At 72.6% G+C, this 22,527-nt stretch carries 22 protein-coding genes; 13 read left to right on the forward strand and 9 right to left on the reverse strand.

Translation table 11 applies throughout. From position 1 onward, the window contains the following. Nucleotides 1-73: 73 nt before the first annotated feature. Nucleotides 74-730, reverse strand: coding sequence for a pirin family protein (locus RFN52_RS12045; RefSeq protein ID WP_184853864.1), 657 nt, complete (start codon nt 728-730; stop codon nt 74-76). 61 nt (nt 731-791) lie between these two features. Here RFN52_RS12045 and fasR point away from each other — a divergent pair, with 61 nt between their 5' ends. The 5 genes from fasR to fabF all read left to right on the forward strand — a co-directional run bounded on the left by fasR (nt 792) and on the right by fabF (nt 5,725). Continuing rightward, the gene (gene fasR, locus RFN52_RS12050; RefSeq protein WP_184845889.1) at nt 792-1,997 is read left to right on the forward strand and encodes a fatty acid biosynthesis transcriptional regulator FasR; all 1,206 of its coding nucleotides are present in this window, start codon (nt 792-794) and stop codon (nt 1,995-1,997) included. A gap of 89 nt (nt 1,998-2,086) precedes the next feature. Continuing rightward, on the forward strand, nt 2,087-3,019 hold the full coding sequence (locus RFN52_RS12055; RefSeq protein WP_184845891.1) for an ACP S-malonyltransferase: 933 nt from the start codon (nt 2,087-2,089) through the stop codon (nt 3,017-3,019). 16 nt (nt 3,020-3,035) lie between these two features. Then, on the forward strand, nt 3,036-4,037 hold the full coding sequence (locus tag RFN52_RS12060) for a ketoacyl-ACP synthase III (RefSeq protein WP_184845892.1): 1,002 nt from the start codon (nt 3,036-3,038) through the stop codon (nt 4,035-4,037). Nucleotides 4,038-4,118: 81 nt separating this feature from the next. After that, complete coding sequence (locus RFN52_RS12065; protein ID WP_003989952.1) at nt 4,119-4,367, forward strand: acyl carrier protein; 249 nt, start codon at nt 4,119-4,121, stop codon at nt 4,365-4,367. Nucleotides 4,368-4,453: 86 nt separating this feature from the next. After that, nucleotides 4,454-5,725, forward strand: coding sequence for a beta-ketoacyl-ACP synthase II (gene fabF / locus RFN52_RS12070; RefSeq protein WP_184845893.1), 1,272 nt, complete (start codon nt 4,454-4,456; stop codon nt 5,723-5,725). A gap of 167 nt (nt 5,726-5,892) precedes the next feature. Here fabF and RFN52_RS12075 read toward each other — a convergent pair whose 3' ends face one another. Further along, entirely contained in the window at nt 5,893-6,387 is a 495-nt protein-coding gene (locus RFN52_RS12075; RefSeq protein WP_031131293.1) for a DUF3145 domain-containing protein, read from the reverse strand. A 259-nt stretch (nt 6,388-6,646) separates the two neighbouring features. On the opposite strand from RFN52_RS12075, the gene RFN52_RS12080 reads away from it, so the two are divergent. Both RFN52_RS12080 and RFN52_RS12085 read left to right on the forward strand, forming a co-directional pair. Then, nucleotides 6,647-7,534, forward strand: coding sequence for an SGNH/GDSL hydrolase family protein (locus RFN52_RS12080; RefSeq protein ID WP_184845894.1), 888 nt, complete (start codon nt 6,647-6,649; stop codon nt 7,532-7,534). 27 nt (nt 7,535-7,561) lie between these two features. After that, nucleotides 7,562-8,533, forward strand: coding sequence for an aldose epimerase family protein (locus RFN52_RS12085; protein WP_184845895.1), 972 nt, complete (start codon nt 7,562-7,564; stop codon nt 8,531-8,533). Between the two features lie 81 nt (nt 8,534-8,614). Here RFN52_RS12085 and RFN52_RS12090 read toward each other — a convergent pair whose 3' ends face one another. Further along, nucleotides 8,615-11,098 (reverse strand): beta-glucosidase family protein, encoded by a 2,484-nt coding sequence (locus RFN52_RS12090; RefSeq protein ID WP_184845896.1) that lies wholly within the window; start codon nt 11,096-11,098, stop codon nt 8,615-8,617. A gap of 130 nt (nt 11,099-11,228) precedes the next feature. On the opposite strand from RFN52_RS12090, the gene RFN52_RS12095 reads away from it, so the two are divergent. Continuing rightward, nucleotides 11,229-11,627, forward strand: coding sequence for a TetR family transcriptional regulator C-terminal domain-containing protein (locus tag RFN52_RS12095; protein ID WP_374050156.1), 399 nt, complete (start codon nt 11,229-11,231; stop codon nt 11,625-11,627). A 1-nt stretch (nt 11,628) separates the two neighbouring features. On the opposite strand, the gene RFN52_RS12100 is transcribed toward RFN52_RS12095, so the two are convergent. Further along, nucleotides 11,629-12,015, reverse strand: coding sequence for a RidA family protein (locus tag RFN52_RS12100; RefSeq protein WP_184845897.1), 387 nt, complete (start codon nt 12,013-12,015; stop codon nt 11,629-11,631). A gap of 50 nt (nt 12,016-12,065) precedes the next feature. Between RFN52_RS12100 and RFN52_RS12105 the strand changes: the two genes are divergently transcribed. Together RFN52_RS12105 and RFN52_RS12110 are read left to right on the forward strand one after the other, a co-directional pair. Beyond that, nucleotides 12,066-13,004 carry a LysR family transcriptional regulator gene (locus RFN52_RS12105; RefSeq protein ID WP_311240940.1) on the forward strand — a complete coding sequence of 313 codons (939 nt, stop codon included), beginning with the start codon at nt 12,066-12,068 and terminating at the stop codon, nt 13,002-13,004. 90 nt (nt 13,005-13,094) lie between these two features. After that, entirely contained in the window at nt 13,095-14,327 is a 1,233-nt protein-coding gene (locus RFN52_RS12110) for a pyroglutamyl-peptidase I (protein ID WP_184845899.1), read from the forward strand. Here RFN52_RS12110 and RFN52_RS12115 read toward each other — a convergent pair. After that, nucleotides 14,278-15,105 carry an EI24 domain-containing protein gene (locus tag RFN52_RS12115; protein WP_184845900.1) on the reverse strand — a complete coding sequence of 276 codons (828 nt, stop codon included), beginning with the start codon at nt 15,103-15,105 and terminating at the stop codon, nt 14,278-14,280. The genes RFN52_RS12110 and RFN52_RS12115 overlap by 50 nt on opposite strands. Nucleotides 15,106-15,248: 143 nt before the next feature. Here RFN52_RS12115 and RFN52_RS12120 point away from each other — a divergent pair, with 143 nt between their 5' ends. Both RFN52_RS12120 and RFN52_RS12125 read left to right on the forward strand, forming a co-directional pair. After that, nucleotides 15,249-17,822 (forward strand): M14 family zinc carboxypeptidase, encoded by a 2,574-nt coding sequence (locus tag RFN52_RS12120; protein WP_184845901.1) that lies wholly within the window; start codon nt 15,249-15,251, stop codon nt 17,820-17,822. Beyond that, nucleotides 17,819-18,964 (forward strand): serine hydrolase domain-containing protein, encoded by a 1,146-nt coding sequence (locus tag RFN52_RS12125; RefSeq protein ID WP_184845902.1) that lies wholly within the window; start codon nt 17,819-17,821, stop codon nt 18,962-18,964. Before RFN52_RS12120 ends, RFN52_RS12125 begins: the two co-directional genes overlap by 4 nt. A gap of 78 nt (nt 18,965-19,042) precedes the next feature. On the opposite strand, the gene RFN52_RS12130 is transcribed toward RFN52_RS12125, so the two are convergent. Continuing rightward, complete coding sequence (locus RFN52_RS12130) at nt 19,043-19,462, reverse strand: organic hydroperoxide resistance protein (protein WP_184845903.1); 420 nt, start codon at nt 19,460-19,462, stop codon at nt 19,043-19,045. 94 nt (nt 19,463-19,556) lie between these two features. Next, nucleotides 19,557-20,579, reverse strand: coding sequence for an NADP-dependent oxidoreductase (locus RFN52_RS12135; RefSeq protein WP_184845904.1), 1,023 nt, complete (start codon nt 20,577-20,579; stop codon nt 19,557-19,559). Between the two features lie 102 nt (nt 20,580-20,681). Between RFN52_RS12135 and RFN52_RS12140 the strand changes: the two genes are divergently transcribed. After that, nucleotides 20,682-21,131, forward strand: a complete 450-nt coding sequence (locus RFN52_RS12140; RefSeq protein ID WP_184845905.1) for a MarR family winged helix-turn-helix transcriptional regulator — start codon at nt 20,682-20,684, stop codon at nt 21,129-21,131. A gap of 402 nt (nt 21,132-21,533) precedes the next feature. On the opposite strand, the gene RFN52_RS12145 is transcribed toward RFN52_RS12140, so the two are convergent. After that, entirely contained in the window at nt 21,534-21,665 is a 132-nt protein-coding gene (locus tag RFN52_RS12145) for a hypothetical protein (protein WP_268254239.1), read from the reverse strand. Between the two features lie 28 nt (nt 21,666-21,693). Further along, complete coding sequence (locus tag RFN52_RS12150; protein ID WP_184845906.1) at nt 21,694-22,506, reverse strand: SCO2400 family protein; 813 nt, start codon at nt 22,504-22,506, stop codon at nt 21,694-21,696. Between the last annotated feature and the right edge of the window lie 21 nt (nt 22,507-22,527).

Genomic DNA, 22,527 nt, shown 5'->3' on the forward strand with positions numbered 1-22,527 from the left:
CTAGGGCTTTTGTCCGGTGCGGCGAGAGTGCGTGCCGGGCATCGCGACGCCGCGGAGATCCATCAGAAGGGCCCTAGGCCGGGCCCATCTCCCAGATCAGCAGCTCCGCCCCGGTCGTACCCTCCGCCTCCAGGCCCTTGGCGTCCGTGATCCGGGCCGCGTCGCCGGCGCCCAGCGTCTCGCCGTCCAGGCGTACCTCGCCGCGGACGACGTGCAGGTACGCGTGCGCCCCGTCCGGCACCGCCGTCCGCTCCCCGGGCCCGAGGCGCCGCACGTGCAGCATCGCCCCGGCCTCGGGGACGGCGTAGGGCGTCGAGTCGGCGATGCCGCGGACGACCTCGTAGGACGGGTCGCCGCCGGGCCGCAGCGGGGCCAGCCACATCTGGATGAAGGTCAGGGGTTCCGGGCCGTCGTTGCGCTCCACGTGCCGCACGCCGCCCGCCGAACTGAGCCGCTGCACGTCGCCGTGCCGCACGACCGATTCGCGCCCGGTGGAGTCCCGGTGCGTCAGCTCGCCCTCCACCACCCAGGTCACGATCTCGGTGTGGCTGTGCGGATGCTCGTCGAAGCCGGCCCCGGGCGCCAGCCGCTCCTCGTTGCACGCGAGCACCGCGCCGAAACGGAGGTTGTCCGGGTCGTAGTGGGACCCGAAGGAGAAGGCGTGCCGGCTCTCGATTCCGGCCGCCGGGTCGCCGCCCTGGTAGCGCTCGCCTGCGCGCCGAATGTCCATCACGGAGCCCACCGTAGACCCGGCGACCCACCTTCCCGTCCGGATAAGGCAGTCTTGTCCCGTGCCCGAACCCGAAACCGGTAAGAACGAAGCCGCAGCCCATGACGTCCATCCGCATGCCGCGACGCTGAAGCGGCTGGAGAAGTCGTCCGGATCGCTCGCCGCGCAGGCCATCGCGCGGATGGACGAGACGCTGCCCTGGTACCGGGCCATGCCCCCGGAGAACCGTTCCTGGATCGGTCTGGTCGCACAGGCGGGCATCGCCGCGTTCACCGAGTGGTTCCGGTATCCGGACGCCCCGCAGGCCATCTCCACCGACGTGTTCGGCACCGCGCCGCGCGAGCTGACCCGGGCGATCACGCTGCGCCAGACCGTGGAGATGGTGCGCACCACCATCGAGGTCATGGAGAGCGCGATCGACGAGGTCGCGGCCCCCGGCGACGAGCGGGTGCTGCGCGAGGCGCTGCTCGTCTACGCCCGGGAGATCGCCTTCGCGACGGCCCAGGTGTACGCCCAGGCCGCCGAGGCGCGGGGCGCCTGGGACGCGCGGCTGGAGTCCCTGGTCGTGAACGCCGTGCTCAGCGGCGAGGCCGACGAGGGGGCCGTGTCGCGGGCCGCCGCCCTCGGGTGGAACTCGCCGGAGCACGTGTGCGTGGTGCTCGGGACGGCGCCCGACGGGGACAGCGAACTGACCGTCGAGGCGATACGGCGTGCGGCCCGGCACGCCAAGCTCCAGGTGCTCACCGGTGTGCTCGGCGACCGGCTGGTCGTCATCGCGGGCGGCAGCGACAACCCGCTGGCCGTGGCCAAGTCGCTCATCGGCCCGTTCGCCGCCGGACCGGTCGTGGCAGGCCCGGTCGTGCCCGACCTGCAGGCCGCGACCCGGTCCGCGCAGGCCGCAGCGGCCGGGCTGAAGGCGTGTTCCGCCTGGCAGGACGCCCCGCGCCCGGTCCTGGCGGACGATCTGCTCCCGGAGCGCGCGATGGCCGGGGACCCCTCGGCCCGTGAGCAACTGGTGGAGGAGATCTACAGACCGCTGGAGGAGGCCGGGGCCGCGCTCCTGGAGACCCTCAGCGTCTATCTCGAACAGGCGAGCAGTCTGGAGGGGGCCGCCCGGATGCTGTTCGTCCATCCCAACACCGTCCGCTACCGGCTTCGACGTGTGACTGACGTCACCGGTTGGTCACCCTCCGATGTACGCTCTGCGTTCACCCTGCGGATCGCACTGATCCTGGGGCGTCTGGTCGATGGAGATCTCCAGCTCTAAGGTTTTGTCGGGGCTCGACAAAACCCCCCCGTGTTCTTCGTCCTTGTCCTCACGGGCGGCCGTGCCCGTCCCCAAGAGAGAGTGTGAGAGTGCTCGTACTCGTCGCTCCCGGCCAGGGCGCTCAGACGCCCGGCTTCCTGACTGAATGGCTCGACCTCCCCGGTGTCCGCGGTGCCCTTGAGGCATGGTCCGACGCCGCGGGGATCGACCTGATCCGTTACGGCACCGAGGCCGACGCGGAGGAGATCCGCGACACCGCGGTGGCGCAGCCGCTGCTGGTCGCGGCCGGACTGGCGTCCGCGCAACTGCTCTTCGACGACCCGGCCGACCTGCCCGGGAAGGTCGGTGCCGTCGCCGGGCACAGCGTCGGCGAGTTCACCGCCGCCTCGCTCGCCGGGGTGCTGCCGCACGAGGACGCCCTCCGCCTGGTCCGCACCCGCGGGCTCGCCATGGCCGAGGCCGCCGCCGTCACCGAGACCGGCATGGCCGCCCTCCTCGGCGGTGACCCGGACGTGACGATCCCGCATCTGACGAAGCTGGGCCTGACCCCCGCCAACATCAACGGCGCGGGCCAGATCGTCGCGGCCGGCACCAAGGAGCAGCTCGCCGCGCTGGAGGCGGACAAGCCCGAGGGCGTGCGCAAGGTCGTCGCGCTGAAGGTCGCCGGCGCGTTCCACACGCACCACATGGCCCCCGCGGTCGCCACGCTCGCGAAGGCCGCCGAGGCCCTGGCGCCCGGCGACCCGAAGCTCCCTTGCGTCTCCAACGCTGACGGGCAGGCCGTCGCCGCAGGCACCGAGGTGCTGGAGCGTCTGGTCGGCCAGGTCGCCAACCCCGTCCGCTGGGACCTGTGCATGGAGACCTTCAAGGGCCTCGGCGTCACGGCCCTGATCGAGCTGTGCCCCGGCGGCACCCTCACCGGCCTCGCCAGGCGGGCCCTGCCCGGCGTGAAGACGCTGGCCCTCAAGTCCCCCGCCGACCTCGACGCGGCTCGCGAGCTCATCGCCGAGCAGAGTGCCTGAGAAGGAGCCCGAGAGCATGGCGAAGATCAAGCCCAGCAAGGGCGCCCCGTACGCGCGCATCCTCGGCGTCGGCGGCTACCGCCCGACCCGGGTCGTGCCGAACGAGGTGATCCTGGAGACGATCGAGTCGTCCGACGAGTGGATCCGCTCGCGCTCCGGCATCGAGACGCGGCACTGGGCCTCCGACGAGGAGACCGTCGCCGCGATGTCGGTGGAGGCGTCGGGCAAGGCGATCGCCGACGCCGGGATCTCCGCCGAGCAGATCGGCGGCGTGATCGTCTCGACCGTCTCGCACTTCAAGCAGACCCCGGCCGTCGCCACCGAGATCGCCGACAAGCTGGGCACCGCCAAGGCCGCCGCGTTCGACATCTCGGCGGGCTGCGCGGGCTTCGGCTACGGCCTCACCCTCGCCAAGGGCATGATCGTCGAGGGCTCGGCGGAGTACGTCCTGGTGATCGGTGTCGAGCGGCTGAGCGACCTGACCGACTTGGAGGACCGCGCGACGGCCTTCCTGTTCGGCGACGGTGCCGGCGCGGTCGTGGTCGGCCCGGCCCAGGAGCCCGCGATCGGCCCCACGGTGTGGGGCTCCGAGGGCGACAAGTCCGAGACCATCAAGCAGACCGTGCCGTGGACGGACTACCGCGACGGGACGGTCGAGAAGTTCCCGGCGATCACCCAGGAAGGCCAGGCGGTGTTCCGCTGGGCCGTGTTCGAGATGGCGAAGGTCGCCCAGCAGGCGCTGGACGCGGCCGGGATCAGCGCGGACGACCTGGACGTCTTCATCCCGCACCAGGCCAACGAGCGGATCATCGACTCGATGGTGAAGACCCTGAAACTGCCGGAGCACGTCACGGTCGCCCGTGACATCCGCACCACCGGCAACACCTCGGCCGCCTCGATCCCGCTCGCGATGGAGCGGCTCCTGGCGACCGGAGAGGCGAAGAGCGGCGACACCGCGCTCGTCATCGGCTTCGGGGCGGGTCTCGTCTACGCCGCGACTGTCGTTACCCTCCCCTAGGCACTCCGTGCCGGATCATGCGATCCGGTGCGGAAGGAAACACCTGCCACACCCTCTGAATATCTACGAAGGAGCGCCGACATGGCCGCCACTCAGGAAGAGATCGTCGCCGGTCTCGCCGAGATCGTGAACGAGATCGCCGGCATCCCGGTTGAGGACGTCCAGCTGGACAAGTCCTTCACCGACGACCTGGACGTCGACTCGCTGTCCATGGTCGAGGTCGTCGTCGCCGCCGAAGAGCGTTTCGACGTCAAGATCCCGGACGAGGACGTCAAGAACCTCAAGACCGTCGGTGACGCGACCGACTACATCCTCAAGCACCAGGGCTGACCGGCCGATCAGGCCGTCCGTCTGACTGCCCCGCCACCCGGCGGTGGCGCCGCTTAATCCTCGTATCCGTTGGAGAAAGAATTCCCGTGAGCTCGACCAATCGCACCGTGGTCGTCACCGGTATCGGCGCAACCACACCGCTGGGTGGCGACGCAGCCTCTACCTGGGAGGGCCTGATCGCCGGCAAGTCCGGCGTCAAGCCCCTGGAGCAGGAGTGGGCCGCCGACCAGGCGGTCCGTATCGCGGCCCCGGTCGCCGTGGAGCCGACCGAGGTCATCCCGCGGCCGCAGGCCCGCCGTCTGGACCGCTCGGCGCAGTTCGCGCTGGTCGCGGCCAAGGAGGCCTGGGCCGACGCCGGTTTCGAAGCGAAGGCCGGCGAGGACCCGAACATCGACCCCGACCGGCTCGGCGCGGTCATCGCCTCCGGTATCGGCGGCGTGACGACGCTACTCGACCAGTACGACGTGCTGAAGGAGAGGGGCGTCCGCCGCGTCTCCCCGCACACCGTGCCCATGCTGATGCCCAACAGCCCCTCGGCCAACGTGGGTCTGGCCGTGGGTGCCCGGGCGGGCGTGCACACGCCGGTTTCCGCCTGTGCCTCGGGCGCCGAGGCCATCGGCTACGCCATCGAGATGATCCGCACCGGCCGTGCCGACGTCGTCGTCGCGGGTGGCACGGAGGCGGCGATCCACCCGCTGCCCATCGCCGCCTTCGGCAACATGATGGCGATGTCCAAGAACAACGACGACCCGCAGGGCGCGTCGCGCCCCTACGACACCGCCCGCGACGGTTTCGTCCTCGGTGAGGGCGCCGGTGTCGTGGTCCTGGAGTCCGCCGAGCACGCGGCCAAGCGCGGTGCCCGGGTGTACGCGGAGGCGGTCGGGCAGGGCATCTCCGCCGACGCGCACGACATCGTGCAGCCGGAGCCGGAAGGGCGGGGCATCTCGCACGCCCTGCAGAACCTGCTGGACCGCAACGACCTGGACCCGTCGGAGATCGTGCACGTCAACGCGCACGCGACGTCCACGCCGGCGGGCGACATCGCCGAGCTGAAGGCGCTGCGGAAGGTGTTCGGCGACGACGCGGACCACTTCGCGGTGTCCGCGACGAAGTCGATGACCGGGCATCTGCTGGGTGGTGCGGGTGGTGTCGAGACGGTCGCGACCGTGCTGGCGCTGTACCACCGGGTGGCTCCGCCGACGATCAACGTGGAGAACCTGGACCCCGAGGCCGAGGCGAATGCCGACGTCGTCCGGGGTGAGGCTCGGAAGCTGCCCGTCGAGGGCCGTATCGCCGCGCTGAACGACTCGTTCGGGTTCGGTGGGCACAACGTGGTGCTGGCGTTCCGGACGGTTTGATCCTGAGCGTTGATCGGCCCGAACTCCCGGTGGGGGGTTCGGGCCGTTCGCCGTTTCGGTGACGTGGTGTGCCGGGTGCCGGCCGGTGGGGGCTGGTCGCGCCCACGCGGCGGAGCCGCAGATCGAAACAGCCCCGCGCCCCTTACGACGCGCCCCCTCAAGTCCGTCTACACCACCTGGTGGAGCCAACGGACCGGGGCGCCTTCGCCTGCGTAGCGGAAGGGTTCCAGTTCGTCGTCCCAGGGCTTGCCGAGCAGCTTGTTGAGTTCGGCCTCCAGGTCGGTCTCCCCCTGCCGACTGCGCTGCAGGGCCGCTCTGAGCCGGTCCTCGGGGATGAGGATGTCGCCGTGGATGCCGGTGACGGCGTGGTAGATGCCCAGGTCGGGGGTGCAGCTGTAGCGCTCGCCCTCGGCGGTGGCGCAGGGTTCCGCGGTGACCTCGAACCGGAGGAGGTGCCAGCCGCGGAGCGCCGAGGCCAGCTTGGACGCCGTGCCCGCCTGGCCCTGCCAGGAGAACTCCGAGCGCCAGGTGCCCGGGGCGGCCGGCTGACGGATCCAGTCCAGGCTGACGCGTGTGCCGAGCACCCCGGCGACGGCCCACTCGACGTGCGGGCACAGCGCGCGCGGCGCGGAGTGCACGTACAGAACTCCACGTGTCGTCACCGGAACCTCCGGGCAGAGCGGGACATGGTGCAAACGGGCGGAACGGCTGTGACCGGGCGGGTCACGTTGATGGCGAGGCTACCGTGCGGTGGCGCAAGGAGTGTGACCTACGGTCGGTCCAGGTGCCGGGAAACGCCTGCCATTCACCCAGGGGGACGCTAGTACGGGTGTGAGCCGTTGCACCTGATCGGTCGGGAACCCTCGTGCGTTGTTATGGGTTGGGGAGACAGGCACGGCGTGGCGAGGGGATGGACCAGGGATGCGGAAGCGGGACCGCCGTACACAGGGCGTTCTGGCCGTCGTCGCGGCGGGCGTGCTGGGGGTCACCGGGTGTGATGCCGTGGGGGGCGATTCCGCCGCCCCGTCCGAGTCCGCGAAGCCGTCCCCCAAGCCCACGCCCCTGTGGGATCGCAGCCCGGGTTCCGTCGCGGCCGTGGGTGACTCCATCACGCGCGGGTTCGACGCCTGTGACGTGCTGTCGGACTGCCCGGAGGCCTCCTGGGCGACCGGTGGCAGTCCCGAGGTCGATTCGCTCGCGGTGCGGCTGCTGGGAAGGACCGGCGCCGCGCAGCGGAGCTGGAACTACGCCGTGAGCGGGGCCCGGATGGCCGATCTGCCCGGGCAGATGGCCCGGGCGGTGGGGCGCAGGCCGCAGTTGGTGACGGTGATGGTCGGGGCGAACGACGCCTGCCGGTCGACGCCCGCGGCGATGACCCCGGTCCCGGCCTTCCGTGCCGACTTCGAGGATTCCCTGCGCTCGCTGCGCAAGGCCCTGCCCAAGGCCCAGGTGTTCGTGGCGAGCGTGCCGAACCTGAAGCGGCTGTGGTCGGAGGGGCGTACCAGCCCGATGGGCAAGCAGGTGTGGAAACTGGGCATCTGCCCGTCGATGCTGGGCGACCCGGACGCCCTGGACTCGGCGGCCACCCTGCGGCGGAACACGGTGCAGAAGCGGGTGGAGGACTACAACAAGGTCCTGAGGGACGTCTGCGCCGAGGACAAGCGGTGCCGCTACGACGGGGGCGCGGTGTACGACTACCGCTTCGGGACCACCCAGTTGAGCCGCTGGGACTACTTCCACCCCAGCGTGAACGGACAGGCCCGGTTGGCGGAGATCGCGTACCGCGCCGTCACCGCGAAGAGGCCCTGAGGCGGGCCCTGGCCTAGAGTTCCGCACATGAACGAACTCTTCGGAACACTTTCCGACGGGACGCCGGTGTACCGCTGGAGCCTGGAGCGGGCCGGTGTACGGGTGCGGGTCCTGTCGTACGGCGGGATCGTGCAGTCCGTGGAGGTGCCGGACCGGCAGGGCCGGACCGGCGAGGTGGTGCTGGGGTTCCGGGACTTCGACGGCTACCTGGCCCACCCGGAGCCGTACTTCGGCGCCCTGGTCGGGCGGTACGCCAACCGGATCGCCGGAGGCCGGTTCACCCTGGACGGTCGGACGTATGCGCTGGAACCGAACAACGGGCCGAACTCGCTGCACGGCGGCGCTCGGGGCTTCGACAAGCGCGTGTGGGACGCGGAGCCCGTGGAGCACGGGGTGCGGCTGACGCGGATCAGCCCGCACGGCGAGGAGGGTTTCCCGGGGCGGCTGGAGGTCTCGGCGACGTACACGCTCGACGGGAGCGGTGCGCTGCGGATCGCGTACGAGGCGGTGACGGACGCGCCGACCGTGGTGAACCTGACCAACCACAGCTACTTCAACCTGGCCGGTTCCGGTGACACGGGCGGTCATGAGCTGCGGCTGGCCGCCTCCCGGTACACGCCGGTCGACGCGGACCTGATTCCCGCCGGCGCTCCGGAGGAGGTGGCCGGCACGCGCTTCGACTTCCGCGAGGCGCGCAAGACCGGCTCCGGCTACGACCACAACTTCGTGCTCGACAAGGGTGTGACGGACGCTCCGGTGGAGGTCGCCGAGCTGCACGACCCGGCGTCCGGGCGGGTGCTGACGGTGGCGACCACCGAGCCGGGCCTCCAGCTGTACACCGCCGACCACCTGGGCGAGCCCTTCGCGCCCGGTGACGGCATCGCGCTGGAGACCCAGCACTTCCCCGACTCGCCGAACCGGCCGGAGTTCCCGACGACGGTGCTGCGGCCGGGCGGGGTGTTCCGCTCGGAGACGGTGTACGGGTTCGGCACCCGCTGAGGGTGCCCGCGGCGGACCTGGTGCCCCGGTCCGGAGGTCAGGTCCCGGACCGGGGCAGCTGGTGGGGGAACTTGTCCCGGATCAGACGTTAATCGTCGCGGTGATCCTGCGGTCCGTGATCGAGCGTCCGACCTGGATCTCGTACGAACCCTTCACAAACGACCACGAGCCGGTCGCTTCGTCCCAGATCTCGAAGGCGCGGCGCGGCAGTTCGACCGTCGCCTCGGCGCCGTCGCCCGGTGCGGCCTCGACGCTCGCGAAGCCGGCCAGCCAGCGTGCCGGGCGGGTGGGGTCGGGGTCGGCCGGGGCGAGGTACAGCTGGACGACCTCGCGGCCTGGGCGGTCGCCGGTGTTGCGGAGGCGGACCTTCGCGGTGGTGGTCCCGGCGGCCTCCGCCACCTCGACGGAGTCGTAGGTCCAGTCGGTGTAGCCGAGGCCGTGGCCGAACGGGTAGGCGGGGCTGCGGCCGTGCTTCTCCCAGGCGCGGTAGCCGATGAAGACGCCCTCTGCGTAGGGGAGTTCGCCGTTCTCCGGGACGACCTGGGTGACCGGGGCGTCGGTGAGGCTGCCCCAGGTGGTGGGCAGGCGGCCGCCGGGCTCGTGGGCGCCGGTGAGGACGTCGGCGAGGGCCGCGCCGCCCTCCTGGCCGGGGAACCAGGACAGGAGCACGGCGGCGACGTCGTCGCGCCACGGCAGCTCCACCGGGGAACCGGAGTTGACGACCACGACGGTGTTGGGGTTGGCGGCGGCGACGGCGCGGACCAGGTCGTCCTGGCGGCCGGGCAGCCGCAGGTCGGTGCGGTCGAAGCCCTCGGACTCCACGCGGTCGGTGGTGGCGACCACGACGACGGCCGTGTCGGCGGCCCGGGCGGCCTCGGCGGCCTCGGCGATCCGCTCGTCGGCGTCCTGCTGCGGGTCCTGGTGGGCGAGGGTGAAGCCGATGACCCGCAGGGGGTGGTCGCCGGCCGGCGGGACCGTGTAGGTGAGGGAGACCTCGACCGGTTCGCCCGCGGTGAGTTCGACCCCGGCGTGGGGCACCGGCGGGCCGAAGAAGGTCAGGAAGGGGTCGTCGCCGGCGGGGCGCTGGACGCCGTCGTAGTACGTGGTGCCCGCGACGGTCAGCCGGAAGGGGCCGAGGCCCTTGATGCCGAAGGTGTGCGTGCCGCTCTCGCGCGGGGTGAAGGAGCCGGTCAGTTCGACGCTGTGCAGGTTCTCGTGGGTGACGCCCTCGGGGAGGTCCGAGCCCGTCCATTGAAGGTGGCCGCTGGGGGCCGAGCGCGCGCCGAGGACCTGGCCGGTCGCGTCGCGGCAGACGGCGCGCAGCTCGAAGCCCCGGTCCGCGACGGGGAGTTCGGTGTTGGGGTCGGCGCCGAGGGTGTAGGTGAGGGTGCCGTCGGGGAGGGCGGCGGTGAGGCCGTCGAGCGGGGAGACGACCCGGGCGGGGAAGACGGTGGCCGAGCCGCCGCCGAGGACGCGGGCGTCGCGGGCGGCGGCGCCGATCAGGGCGACCCGGCCGGGCCTCAGCGGCAGAGCGCCGTTGTCGTTGCGGACGAGCACGAAGGAGCGGCGGGCGATCTCGCGGGCCAGCGCCTCGCCGTCGACGGCGTCGGGCGGGTCGGTGACGACCGGTTCGGCCCCATCGAGGACGCCGACCCGGGCGGCGAGGCGCAGGACGCGGCGCACGGCCTCGTCGACCAGGGCCTCGTCGGCCTCGCCGTCGCGCACGGCCCGGGCGAGGGCCTCGCCGAAGACGGTGCCGGGACCGGGCATGGCGATGTCGAGGCCGCCGGCGAGGGCTCCCGTGGTGGAGCGGGCGGCGGTCCAGTCGGAGACGTTGACCCCGTCGAAGCCCCACGCGCCGCGCAGGACCTCGTTGACCAGGTGGTGGTGCTCGGTCATGGTCGGGCCGTTGACGGAGTTGTAGGCGGTCATGATGCCCCAGGGGTGGGCGTTCTCGACGATCGCCTCGAAGGGGGCCAGGTACAGCTCGCGCAGGGCGCGTTCGCCGACGAGGTTGTTCACGGTGAGGCGGTCGGTCTCGGCGTCGTTGGCCACGAAGTGCTTGACGGTGGTGCCGACGCCGCCGGACTGGACGCCGCGGACGTACTCGGTGCCGATCCGGCCGGTGAGGTACGGGTCCTCGCTGTAGGCCTCGAAGTGCCGGCCGCCGAGCGGGGAGCGGTGCAGGTTGACCGTGGGGGCGAGCAGGACGTGAACGCCCTTGCGGCGGGCCTCCTGGGCCAGCAGCACACCGGCCCGGTGCGCGAGGCCGGGGTCCCAGGTGGCGGCGAGGGCGGTCGGTGAGGGCAGGGCGACGGACGGGTCGTCGGCGCTCCAGTGCACTCCGCGGACGCCGATCGGGCCGTCGGACATGACCAGTGAGGCCAGTCCGGCCTCCGGCAGCGCGGGCAGGCTCCACACGTCCTGGCCGGCCAGCAGCCGCGTCTTGGCGTCCAGGTCGAGGGCGCCGAGGGCGGTCTCGACGACGACCTCGCGGGCCGCATCCTGCATCGCCTGTGTCGTCTCCGCCACGTCGGCCTCCTCGTCGAAGTCGATGTACGTCATCATCCTGCCTCGGCAGCATGCGAAGGACTCGCGACCGCGACCAATCATCGAGCAACCCCCATGGCGAGCAACCACCTCCGCGAGAGCGGCGGCGGTTCAGCCGCAAAGGAGGGCACGGCGCGCGGAGATCGTGCGGGCCGCTCTGGAGGTGATCGCCGAGCGCGGTTACCGGGGGGCGAGCCTGGCCGCGGTCGCCGAACGGGTCGGACTCACCCAGAAGTACAACGCCATGCGGCCCGCCATCGTCCAGACCTTCTCGGCGCTCCTCGGCGAGAGCGTGACGGAGGAGCACCCGGCCCGGGCCTACTTCACGGAGCGCTACGCCGGGGTGCGGGCCGGCATGGCCGGGGTGCTGCGCGCCGAGTACGGCGACCGGCTGCCGAGCGGCCTCACCCCCGAGCGGGCCGCACCCCTCCTCGTGGCGGTCCTGGACGGCCTGCAGTACCAGTGGCTGCTGGACCCGGAGTCGGTCGACATGGCGTCGGCGTTCCGGGACTTCCTGACGCTGCTGGGCGAGGGCGACGACTGAGCTAGCGCGCGGGTACGGCGGCCACGACCTCCACCTCGACGAGGGCCTCGGGGCGGAAGAGGCGGGACGCCTCGAAGGTCATGCTGGTCGGCGGGGTCCCCGTGAGGAACTGCCGTCGTACGGCGCCGTATTCATCCAGCTTGGAGATGTCGGTGAGGTACGTGCGGATGTTGACCACGTCGGCCAGACCGGCGCCGTGGGCCTTCAGCAGGGCGGTGAGGGTCTCGAAGACGCCACGGGTCTGCTCGGCGAGCGTGGCGCCCTCGGCGATCTGCCCGGAGACGAACAACAGGGCGCTGCCGTCGGGGTGTTCGATGCGGGCGACCTGGGAGTAGTAGGGGCTCAGGGGCTGGGGCGCGGAGGCGGGGTTGTCCACGGTGATCTGCATGCCGCCGACGCTAAGCGGGGCGGCGGAGATGCGACAAGCGAATGTCTAGCATGGTTGATATGCCGAACACGCATGACGCCGGGTCCGAGGTCTCGACCGTCTGGCTGCGGGTCTTCCTGGAGGTCGCCCGGCACGGCTCGTTCACGGTGGCGGCGCGGACGCTCGGCTGGACGCAGTCCGCGGTGTCCCGGCAGGTCGCCTCGCTGGAGGCCGCGTTGGACGGCGGTCCGCTCTTCGACCGGCTGCCGCGCGGGGTGGCGCTGACCGAGGCGGGGCGGCTGCTGGTGCCGTACGCCGAGACGGTCACCGGCGCGCTGCACGACGCCCGGCGCGAACTGGGCGCCCTGCGCGAGGCGGCCGGCGGCCGGCTCCGGTTCGGCGCCTTCGCCACCGCCGACGCGGCCCTGGTGCCGCACGCCCTGGCCCTCTTCCGCGCCCGCCACCCCCGGGTCCGGGTCCTGCGCGAGGAGGGTTTCACGCCCGCGCTGCTCGACCGGCTGACGGCCGGTCACCTGGACCTCGCGGTCGTCTCCACGACGGGCCGCGCACCACTGGAGTCGTACGAGCTCCACCACATCCTCGACGAGCCGCTGTTCGTCGCCGTCCCGGACGGCCACCCTCTCGCGGCCCACGAGGGGCCGGTGCCGCTCGGCCGTTTCGCGGACGCCGACTGGATCTCCGGCAGCGCGCGCCCCGAGGGCACCCTCCTGGACGCTGCCCTGCGCCAGGGCTTCCGGCCGCGGGTCGCCCATGTCGTCGGCGAGTGGACCGCCAAGCAGGGCTACGTCGCCGCGGGGCTCGGCGTGACCCTCGTTCCGGCGCTCGCGGCGGAGTCCGTACGGCCGGACATCACGCTGCTGCGGGTACGGGACGAGGGCGCCCCGGCCCGGGCGGTGTACGCGGCGACGGTGCGCGGCCGGTCCCTGACCCACGCGGCCTCGGCCTTCCTGGACGCAGTGCGGGAGGCGACGGCGAAGATCCCCGCCTGAGCCCCGCCCATGGCGTCGGCCCCACCCGTCACGCGATACTGCGGTCCGTCCGGCACCGACCCCCCACCGCGACGGAAGGCCCGAACACCCTTGAACTCCATACGCGTTCGCCTCGGCGTCCTCGGCCTCGCCCTGCTGACCGGTTTCACCACACCGACGGCCGCGAGCGCCGCCCCGGCGGCCCCGTCCCCCACCGTCGAGGAGCAGCGGCTCGGCAGAGCCGTCCCACAGGAGATCCTGCGCCGCTCCGGGTTCGACACCGTGGCCCCGGGGCTGGCCCGGGCGCTGGAGGGGGCCCGCTCCTACGGGGAGGCGCGCCGGGCGGTCAGCCGCGAGGGTGCGCGGCTGTGGCAGCGTGCCGTCGAACGGGCGCAGGGGGGCGGACCGGCCGGCGGGGACCTCAGCCGGGACGACGACCGGCCGCTCTACTGGGCGCGGCTCGGCATGACGCGTGAAGTGCGCACCTGGGAGCCGGAGTTCGGCCTGACGGACGGGCAGCGGGCGACGCTGCTGGACGAGCTGGAGCGCTCCTCGCGCGGGCAGAACGCCATCCGCTATCCGGAGGGCAAGGGCCTGAAGCGGATCCTGCTCACCGGCTTCGACCCGTTCACGCTGGACCGGGACATCCGTATCTCCAACCCGTCCGGTGCCACCGCGCTGGCCCTCGACGGCACGGTGATCGAGACGGCGGACGGCCCGGCCCGGGTCGAGACGGCCGTGTTCCCGGTGCGCTGGCAGGACTTCACCGACGGCACGGTGGAGCGGACCCTGCGGCCGTACCTGCCGAAGGCCGACCTCTTCACGACGGTGAGCCAGGGCCGGGTCGGGCGCTTCGACATCGAGCGGACCAACGGGGCCTGGCGGGGCGGCTTCGGGGACAACGAGAACGTCGGCCGCACCGAGACCGTCCCGGTCGCCGACCCCGCCTCGCAGCCCCAGTGGACGACAACCACCCTGCCGTACGCGGCGATCGTCGCCGCCCCCACCGGCCGCTTCCCCGTGTACGACAACACGAGCGTCACCGAGATCCCGGCGGGCGGTACCCAGCCCGTCGTGCGACCCGAGGGGCCCACCCCCGGCTCGACCGCCCGCGCGGGCGGCGGCGGGGACTACCTCTCCAACGAGATCGCCTACCGGGCGACACTGCTCCGGGACCGGCTGGGGCTGCGCGACACGCTGCCGGGCGGGCATGTGCACACGCCGGTGCTGCAGTTCGGGGCCGGGAACACCACCGAGGTCACCGACCCGGAGTTCGTGCGGAACCGGCTGGACATCATCGCCCAGGTGAAGGCGATCCTGAAGGTGGCTGCGGAAACGTCGTAGCGGCCTGCTCGCCCGCCTCGCCACCCTCGTCGATCTCCTCACCCAGGAGGTCACGCGCCATGAGGGTGGCGCCCGCGACCGCGCCCGGCATCAGGAACACCGCGACGAACGGCACCAGGAAGGCCGCGGCGAGGGGCGCGCCGAAGCCCCAGACGAGGGTCTTGCGGGAGCGCAGCAGGGCGAGGCGGGTGCGCAGTTCGACGCCGCGGCGCTGGAGGGCGACGGCGGTCAGCTCCTCGGTGAGGAAGAACCCGGTGACGAAGACCCCGACCACCGGGACGACCGTCTGCCCGACCACCGGGATGAAGCCGCACCCGAACAGCAGCACACCCCACAGGGCGGCCCGCACCACGATCCGCAGGCTGTCGCGGGCGGAGATCCACAGCTCGCGCCAGAGCGGCAGCCCCGACTCGGGGGCGTACCCGTCCGGGGACACGTCCCGGTCGACCTTCTCCGAGAGGTTCTCGTAGAAGGGCTGCCCGATCAGCAGGGTCACCGCGGTGAAGGTCACGACGGCGAGGAGCAGCGCGAGGGCGAACAGCACGGCGGTCAGGAAGCCGCGGAAGAGGCCGGCCCACGGGCTCGACCAGTCGTCGGCGAAGGGCGTCGCCCAGGTCACGGCGTCCTCGCCCCACAGCGCCAGCGCGACCAGCACCGCCGCGTACAGAACGAGGGTGACCAGGCCCGGGAGCAGGCCGAAGCCGTAGCTCCTGCCGTGCCGGGCCACCCATCGCTGGCCCTTCAGGAGGTACCGGAAACCTGCCCCTAGATCGCGCATGGAGAAACCCTATCGGGGCAGGCCGGGCAGCTCCCCGACAGGGCCGTACGGGGCTTCGGTGACACCAAGGCGCCCTTGTTGCCGTTGAGTCGAACCGGTACACCTCGCCGTACCGATCTCAGGAAGCCCCGGAGGAGGCACGCGTGCGCACCACGAGAAGCGTTCCCGCGAGACCTGCACTGATCGCCGTCCTGGCCCTGGCCACGGCGGGCTCACTCCTGCTCGCCCCCGGCGCGGCCGGCGCCGACCCGTTACCCGTCACCCGTGAGGGCTCCGCCGTGGACGACCGCGCGGCGCGGGCTCCCGTGAGCGCGGCGCGACGCGCGTTGACCGCGGACTCCTCCACCGCCACCACCACCCGCGGCTACCCCCGGCGCCAGACCCTCTCCCCCGACCCCCGGAACCCCGGCGACAAGTCCCTGAAGCTGGGGCTGACGCCGTACCACGCGATCGCGCCGAAGCTGAACGCCCTGCAACGCCTCGGCGACCGGGTGAGCGTGGAGGTGACGGGCCGCTCGGCCGGCGGCCACCGCCTCTACCTCGTCACGGTCACCGCCCCGGAGTCCACCCGGCAGGCCCTCGCCCAGGAGCGGATGCGCGACCTGATCGAGAACGCGCCCGCCGCGGCGGCCAAGTCCCGTGAGATCGAACGGGAGTACAAGACACCGGTCTTCGTCAACAGCAACATCCACGGCAACGAGTGGGAGGGCACGGACGCCTCCCTGAAGGTCATCGAGCGGCTCGCCACCGCGAAGGACACGAAGACCAGGGACCTCCTCGCACACAGCCGCCTCTACTTCAACATCACGGCTAACCCGGACGGCCGGATCGCCGGGACCCGCGCCAACGCCAACGGCTTCGACCTCAACCGCGACTTCGTCACCGCCTCCCAGCCCGAGACGCGGGCGATGCGGCAGATCGAGCTCGGCAAGCAGCCGGCCGTCCTGCTCGACCTGCACGGCTACGTCAACGGCACCCTCATCGAGCCGACCACTCCCCCGCACGGCGAGAACTACGAGTACGACCTCTTCCTGAAGAACAGCTACGCCAACGCCCTCGGCATGGAGTCAGCGGTCAACGCCCTCGGCTACACGCCCGCGAAGGACGGTGTGGAGGCGGCCCAGATCCCCTTCCGCGACCAGGAGGAGGGCTGGGACGACTGGCCGCCGATCTTCACCCCGCAGTACGCGGCCTTCCACGGCACGGTGGCCGCCCACACGGTGGAGATCCCGCTGGCGGTGAACAACGAGGAGTACGACGAGCTGCCGGTGCCGGAGCTGCGCCGCCGTTCCGCGGTCAACACGGCCGTGGCGGGCGCGGCGATCCGCGCGACCCTGGACCATGTCCGCGAGCACCGCGGCACCCTGATCACCGACCAGATCGAGGTCTTCCGCCGTGGCGCCACGGGCGCCGCGCAGGTGCCGGTGTCCCCGCGGACGGTCCCCGGCGTCCCCGGCATCGGCCCGGAGGACGTCTACACGACCACGTTCCCGCGCGCCTACGTCATCCCGCCCGCCGGCGCCCGCACCCAGCGCTCGGGACCCGCCGCGACCCGTCTGGTCGACCACCTGCTGGCCAACGGCGTCCGGGTCGCCCGCGCCACCCGCCCCTTCCGGCTCGACGGACGCACCCACCCCGGCGGCTCGTACGTCGTCGACATGCACCAGCCCAAACGCGGCATGGCGAACGTGCTGCTGGCCGACGGCCGGGACATCAGCGGCAAGGTCTCGGTGATGTACGACATCTCCGGCTGGAGCCTGGGCAGTCTGTGGGGCGCCACGGTCGAGCGGGTGCCGTCGGGCAGCCTGCGGGGCGCACCCCTGCGCCCGGTCGGCGAGGCCGCACCCGTGGCCCACGTGCCCGCGCACGGCAACCTGCGGCTGCGGCTGACCGACCCGCGCGAGATCGCGGCCCTCAACTCCCTGCTGCGGCAGGGCGTCCCGGTCCGGCGGGCGGCGGACGGCAGCGTGATCGTCCCGGCGTCGGCCCGCCGCGAGGCGCGCACGGCCGCCCGCGCCCACGACGTGCCCTTCACGGCGACCCGGCAGACCGGCACGGCTCCGCTGGGCCGCCTTCGCGTCGCCGCCGCCGTCACGCCGGGTGAGCTGTTCGCCCTGCGGGAGATGGGCTTCGAGGTCACGCCGGTCTCGACGGCTGTCCTGAACGCGGGCTTCGACTGGCGTACGTCCGGCGCGGACGTGCTGTTCGTGTCCGCCGGCCTGGACCGCGCGGCCCTGACCGCCCCCGCCCGGCGGGCCCTGGACGCCTTCCTGGACGGGCACGGCCTGGTCGGCCGGGGCGCGACCGGAGCCGCCCTGAACGCGGCGGCGGGCCGGCTGGCCGTCAAGCCGGTGGAGGGCAACGCGGATGCGAACGGCGTGGTGCGGGTGACGAACTCGGGCGCCGTCACGCACGACGCACCGGACCGCGGCTTCGTCTACGCCCCGCTCTGGTTCACCGACCCGGGCCCCGGCGTCCGCGTGGAGCAGTCGTACGCGACCGGGAACCCGCTGGTCTCCGGGCACTGGCGGCCGCTCGGGGACGGCACCGGCGGTCCCACCGCCGCCGCCGGGCAGGCCTCGGTCGTCAGCGGGGACCGGACCGTTCTGTTCGGCACCGAACCACTCTTCCGGGACCACCCCAAGGGGGAATTCCCGCAGGTGGCGAGGGCATTGTTCACAGTGGCACACAGCGCTTCAGTCAAGGAGAGCGGATGACGCAGGAGATCCACGGCACCGTGGCGGACGGCTTCGAGGCGGTGCGCGAGGAGTTCGCCGCGTTCGTCGCCGGGGAGCGAGCCGACTACGAGGGGCAGCTGTGCGCCTACGTCCACGGCCGGAAGGTCGTCGACCTGTGGGCGGGGACCGGCGCGGACGCCCTCTACGGTGTGTTCTCGTCCACGAAGGGCGCCGCCTATCTGGTCGTGGCTCTGCTCGTGCAGGACGGCACGCTGGAACTGGACCGCAAAGTGACGTACTACTGGCCGGAGTTCGCGGCCGAGGGCAAGGGCGCCCTGACGGTGCGTGACCTGCTCGCGCACCGGGCGGGCGTGGTCGGTACCGACACCGGCTTCACGCTCGCGGAGCTGGCCGACGACCGCCAGCTCGCCGAACGCCTCGCCGACCAGCGGCCGTTCTGGCGCCCCGGCACGGCGTTCGGCTATCACGCGCTGGGCGCCGGCGCCCTGGCCGGCGAGGTCGTGCGCCGTGCGACGGGCCGCACGCTCCAGGAGGTCTACCAGGAGCGGATCCGGACCCCGTACGGCCTGGACTTCCACCTGGGCCTGCCCGCGCCCGAGGAACCGCGTTTCCGCACCACCCAGCCGATGGTCCCGACCCCGGAGCAGCAGGCCGTCCTGGACGCCACGCCCACGGGCCCGCACTCACTGGCCTCGATAGCGTTCAACGGCAACGCGGCGGAGCCGACCGACCTCGTCTCCCTTCCGAACATGCCGCTGATCCGGGCGAAGGGCCCGGCGTCGGTGGGCGGGGTGGCGTCCGCGCGGGGCCTTGCGGGGATGTACGCGGCGGCGATCAGCGAGGTGGGCGAGCAGCCGGCGCTGCTGAAGCCGGACACCGTGGCGGAGTTCGGCCAGTTCCACTCGACCGGCTACGACCTGGTGGCCCGGGCCCACAAGTCGTTCGGGCTCGGTTTCCAGATGACGGCTGACACGTGGCACCCGTTCCTCGGCGCCGGGACGATCGGGCACAGCGGCGCGGGCGGTTCCCAGGCCTTCGCGGACCCGTGGAGCGGCCTCGCCTACGGCTACACGCGGCGCCGGTTCGCCTTCCCGGGCGGGGCGGCTCCGGAGAACGGCCGGCTGGTGAGGGCGGTCCACACGGCGGCACTCGCCTTCTGAGGACCCCTGAGCCCGGACACGGGCGGAGGCCGCACCCCACGTCCAGGGGTGCGGCCTCCGCGTACGCAACGACTGTGGTCAGACCAGCGTCACGGTGATGTTGCCGCGGGTCGCCTTCGAGTACGGGCAGACCCCGTGGGCCTTCTCGATCAGTGAGCGGGCGACCCCGCGGTCGGCCTTGGGGATGTCGGCCGAGATCTCGACGATGATCCCGAAGCCGTCCCCGTTCCTGCCGAGGCCGACCTTGGCGGTGACGGTCGAACCGGTCAGGTCGGCGCCCTCCTGACGGGCGACGACGCCGAGGGCTCCCTGGAAGCAGGCGCTGTAGCCGGCGGCGAACAGCTGCTCCGGGTTGGTGCCGGCGCCGCTGCCGCCCATCTCCTTGGGCGGGTTGACGACGACGTCGAGCCTGCCGTCGTCGGTGGCGACCCGCCCGTCGCGCCCGTTCTCGGCGGTGGCGACGGCGGTGTACAGGACGTCGGGCTGCTGGATCGGCATGTGGTTGTGTTCCTTCGGTCGTCCGCCGCGGCTCGCGCCCGGGCCGAGCGGATTCGGAAAAAACTTACTGCATGCCGAAAACCAACAGAAGGCGTCAGAGCTTGACGATCATCTTCCCGGTGTTGTCGCCGCGCAGAACACCCAGGAACGCCTCCAGGTTGTTCTCGATGCCTTCGACGACGGTCTCCCGGTACTTCAGCTCGCCGGAGGCGACCCAGGGGGCGACCTCCTGCACGAACTGCGGCTGGAGGTCGTAGTGGTCGCCGACCAGGAAGCCCTCGATGCGGCCGCGGGTCGCGATCAGGCGGGCGAGGTTCTTCGGGCCCGGGGCGGGCTCGGTGTTGTTGTAGACGGAGATCATGCCGCAGACGGCGATCCGGCCGCCCTCGTTGAGGGAGCCGATGGCCGCCTCCAGGTGGTCACCGCCGACGTTGTCGAAGTAGACGTCGATCCCGTCCGGGGCGGCGGCGCGCAGCTGCTGGGCCACGGGCCCGTCCTTGTAGTTGAAGGCGGCGTCGAAGCCGTACTCCTCCGTGAGGAGCTTCACCTTCTCGTCCGACCCGGCGGAGCCGATGACCCGCGAGGCGCCCTTCAGCCGGGCGATCTGCCCGACCTGGCCGCCCACGGCGCCGGCGGCACCGGACACGAAGACGGTGTCACCCTCCTTGAAGGAGGCGGTCCGCAGCAGGCCCGCGTAGGCGGTGAGGCCGGTCATGCCCAGCACACCGAGGTACGTCGACAGCGGCGCGGCCTCCGGGTCCACCTTCACGGCGTTCTTCGCGCCGACGACCGCGTACTCGCGCCACCCGAAGAAGTGCAGGACGTGGTCCCCGACGGACAGGCCCTCGGCGTTCGAGGCCAGGACCTCGCCGACGGCACCGCCCTGCATGACCTTGCCGAGCTCGAACGGGGCGACGTAGGACTTGACGTCGCTCATCCGGCCACGCATGTACGGGTCCACGGAGAGGTACTTGTTCCGGACGAGGACCTGCCCCTCGGCCGGCTGCGGGACCTCCGCCTCGACGAAGGCGAAGTCCTCGGGCTTCGGCCAGCCGACGGGGCGGCTCGCCAGATGCCACTCGCGGCTGACGGCGGGGAGGGTGGGGGTGTCGGTCATGATGCGCCTTACCTCACTGGCTCGATGCGAATGTTTCAGTACCTGAAACAACCATGCTCCTCAAAATTTCAGGTTGTCAAATAACCGGGTACCCTCGATGGCATGGCCTCCACCACACCGACGCCCCAAGACCTGACCAAGCGCCCGGATCCGCTGACCCTTGAGGTCGTCGAGCTGATCGGGGAGGTCGTGGCGCGGTTCCACGAGGACTACGAGTCGGCGGCGGCGGACCATGCCCTGACCGGCGCGCAGGCGCGGCTGCTCAGCCTGCTGTGCCTCGAACCGCTGCCGATGCGCAGGCTGGCCCGGCAGCTGAAGTGCGAGCCGTCCAATGTGACGGGGATCGTGGACCGGCTGGAGGCGCGGGGCCTGGTCGAGCGGCGGCCGGACCCCGCCGACCGCCGCGTGAAGGTGGCGGCGGCCACGGCCGAGGGCCGGAAGGTGGCCCGGAGCCTGCGGGAGTCGCTGCGGTTCGCCGGGGAGCCCCTGGCCGGGCTCTCCGAGGGCGAACGGGTGGCACTGCGGGACACGCTGCGGCGGATGCTGGGCTGAGGGCGGGCCGCGCGGCCTGGTTCTGAGGGCCAGGACCGCGCACAGGGCGCTGCGCACGCGCCGCTGGCGCCGGGCTGCCAGCCCGGCGATCCGCGGGACGTGGCCGACGCCGTCCCGTCGTCGCCGTGCCGTCCGTCTTCGTGACCGGCCTCGGCGCCTCCGGTGTTGTCATCGCGATCCGCACGTGGATCGTGCCGCGGGCCCGCCCCGCAACGCCACGCCCGCCCCGCAGCGCCACGCCCGCCGCGTACGGCAGCGCGCCCTGCACGAAGACGGGCCGGCTGCCCCAGCGGTCCGCAAGCCGCCCGGTGAGGACCGAGGCCGTGCCGGCGACGGCCATCGCCGTGTACGACAGGCCGAAGGCCCGGGTCGGCTTCCCTGCGCGACCGGCGCCTGTCACGTTCATCGCGTCACCGTGGCGGCCATCTGGTCCAGGTCGGCACGCGCGTCGGGGTCGTCGGGGGCGAGCAGGACACCCAGCAGCGAGTGGAACTCTGGATGGCCGGGCCGAGGTGACGCGCGGCCAGCGGACACGCACCAGTTGCGGACGCCCGGTCAGGCCCTAAGCGCACCACCAGAGGAACCGCTTGCAGGGCTCGGACGGGGACGGCTCCGGTTGCGGGGCCTGGGTGGTCGGGTCCGACGTCGGGGCCGGGTCCGGGGCCGGCGGGGCCGCGGTGGGGGCGGACGCCGGGCGGCTGGGGGCGCCTCCCGCCGTCGCCGGCTCGGGGTCCTTCGACGGTTCGCCGTCCTTCGGGGACTTCGACTCCTCGTCGTCGGGGGATCCGGAAGCGGACGGCGAGTCGGACGCCTCCGGTGAGGGCGAGCCTGACGGGCCTTCAGCCCCGGCGGCATTCCCGCCCGGACCGCCGCTCGGCTTCCCCGCCTCCACGGAGGCGTCCCCGTCCGCCGACTCGCCTCCGGCCGCGGCCGGCTTCGGCGTCGAACGGGGGGTGTCCATGCCCAGCTCCGCGAGGCTCAGGCCGCCCGCCGCCAGCACGAACCCGGCCGCCACGAACAGGGTCCGGCGGCGGCGCCTGCGGTGTGCCGCGGCCTTGCGGTCCCGCCGGCTCGCGCCGCCCGGACCGTCGACGGCGGGACCGCGCCCGCGTCCGCGCCGCCGGTCAGCCCGCCCCGACGGCTCACCGTCGGCGTCGTCGACGCGCTCGTCGTACCCGCCGCTCTCGCCGTACTCGCCGTCGGGCCCTTCCGGCCCTTCCGGACGCTGCGGCGCCTCGCCCTCGGCCCCGGACGGGGCGGCGCCGTACCCGCCGTGATCCGGCTCACGCCAGCGCGGCGATTCCGCTGAGGTGCCACACCCGGGGCAGGCCAGCGCGCCGTTGAGGTGCCGTCGGCACGGGTCGCAGTAGTCCATGACGCGGGAAGACTAAGTTCC

This window comes from Streptomyces collinus, assembly GCF_031348265.1.
Lineage (GTDB): Bacteria > Actinomycetota > Actinomycetes > Streptomycetales > Streptomycetaceae > Streptomyces > Streptomyces collinus.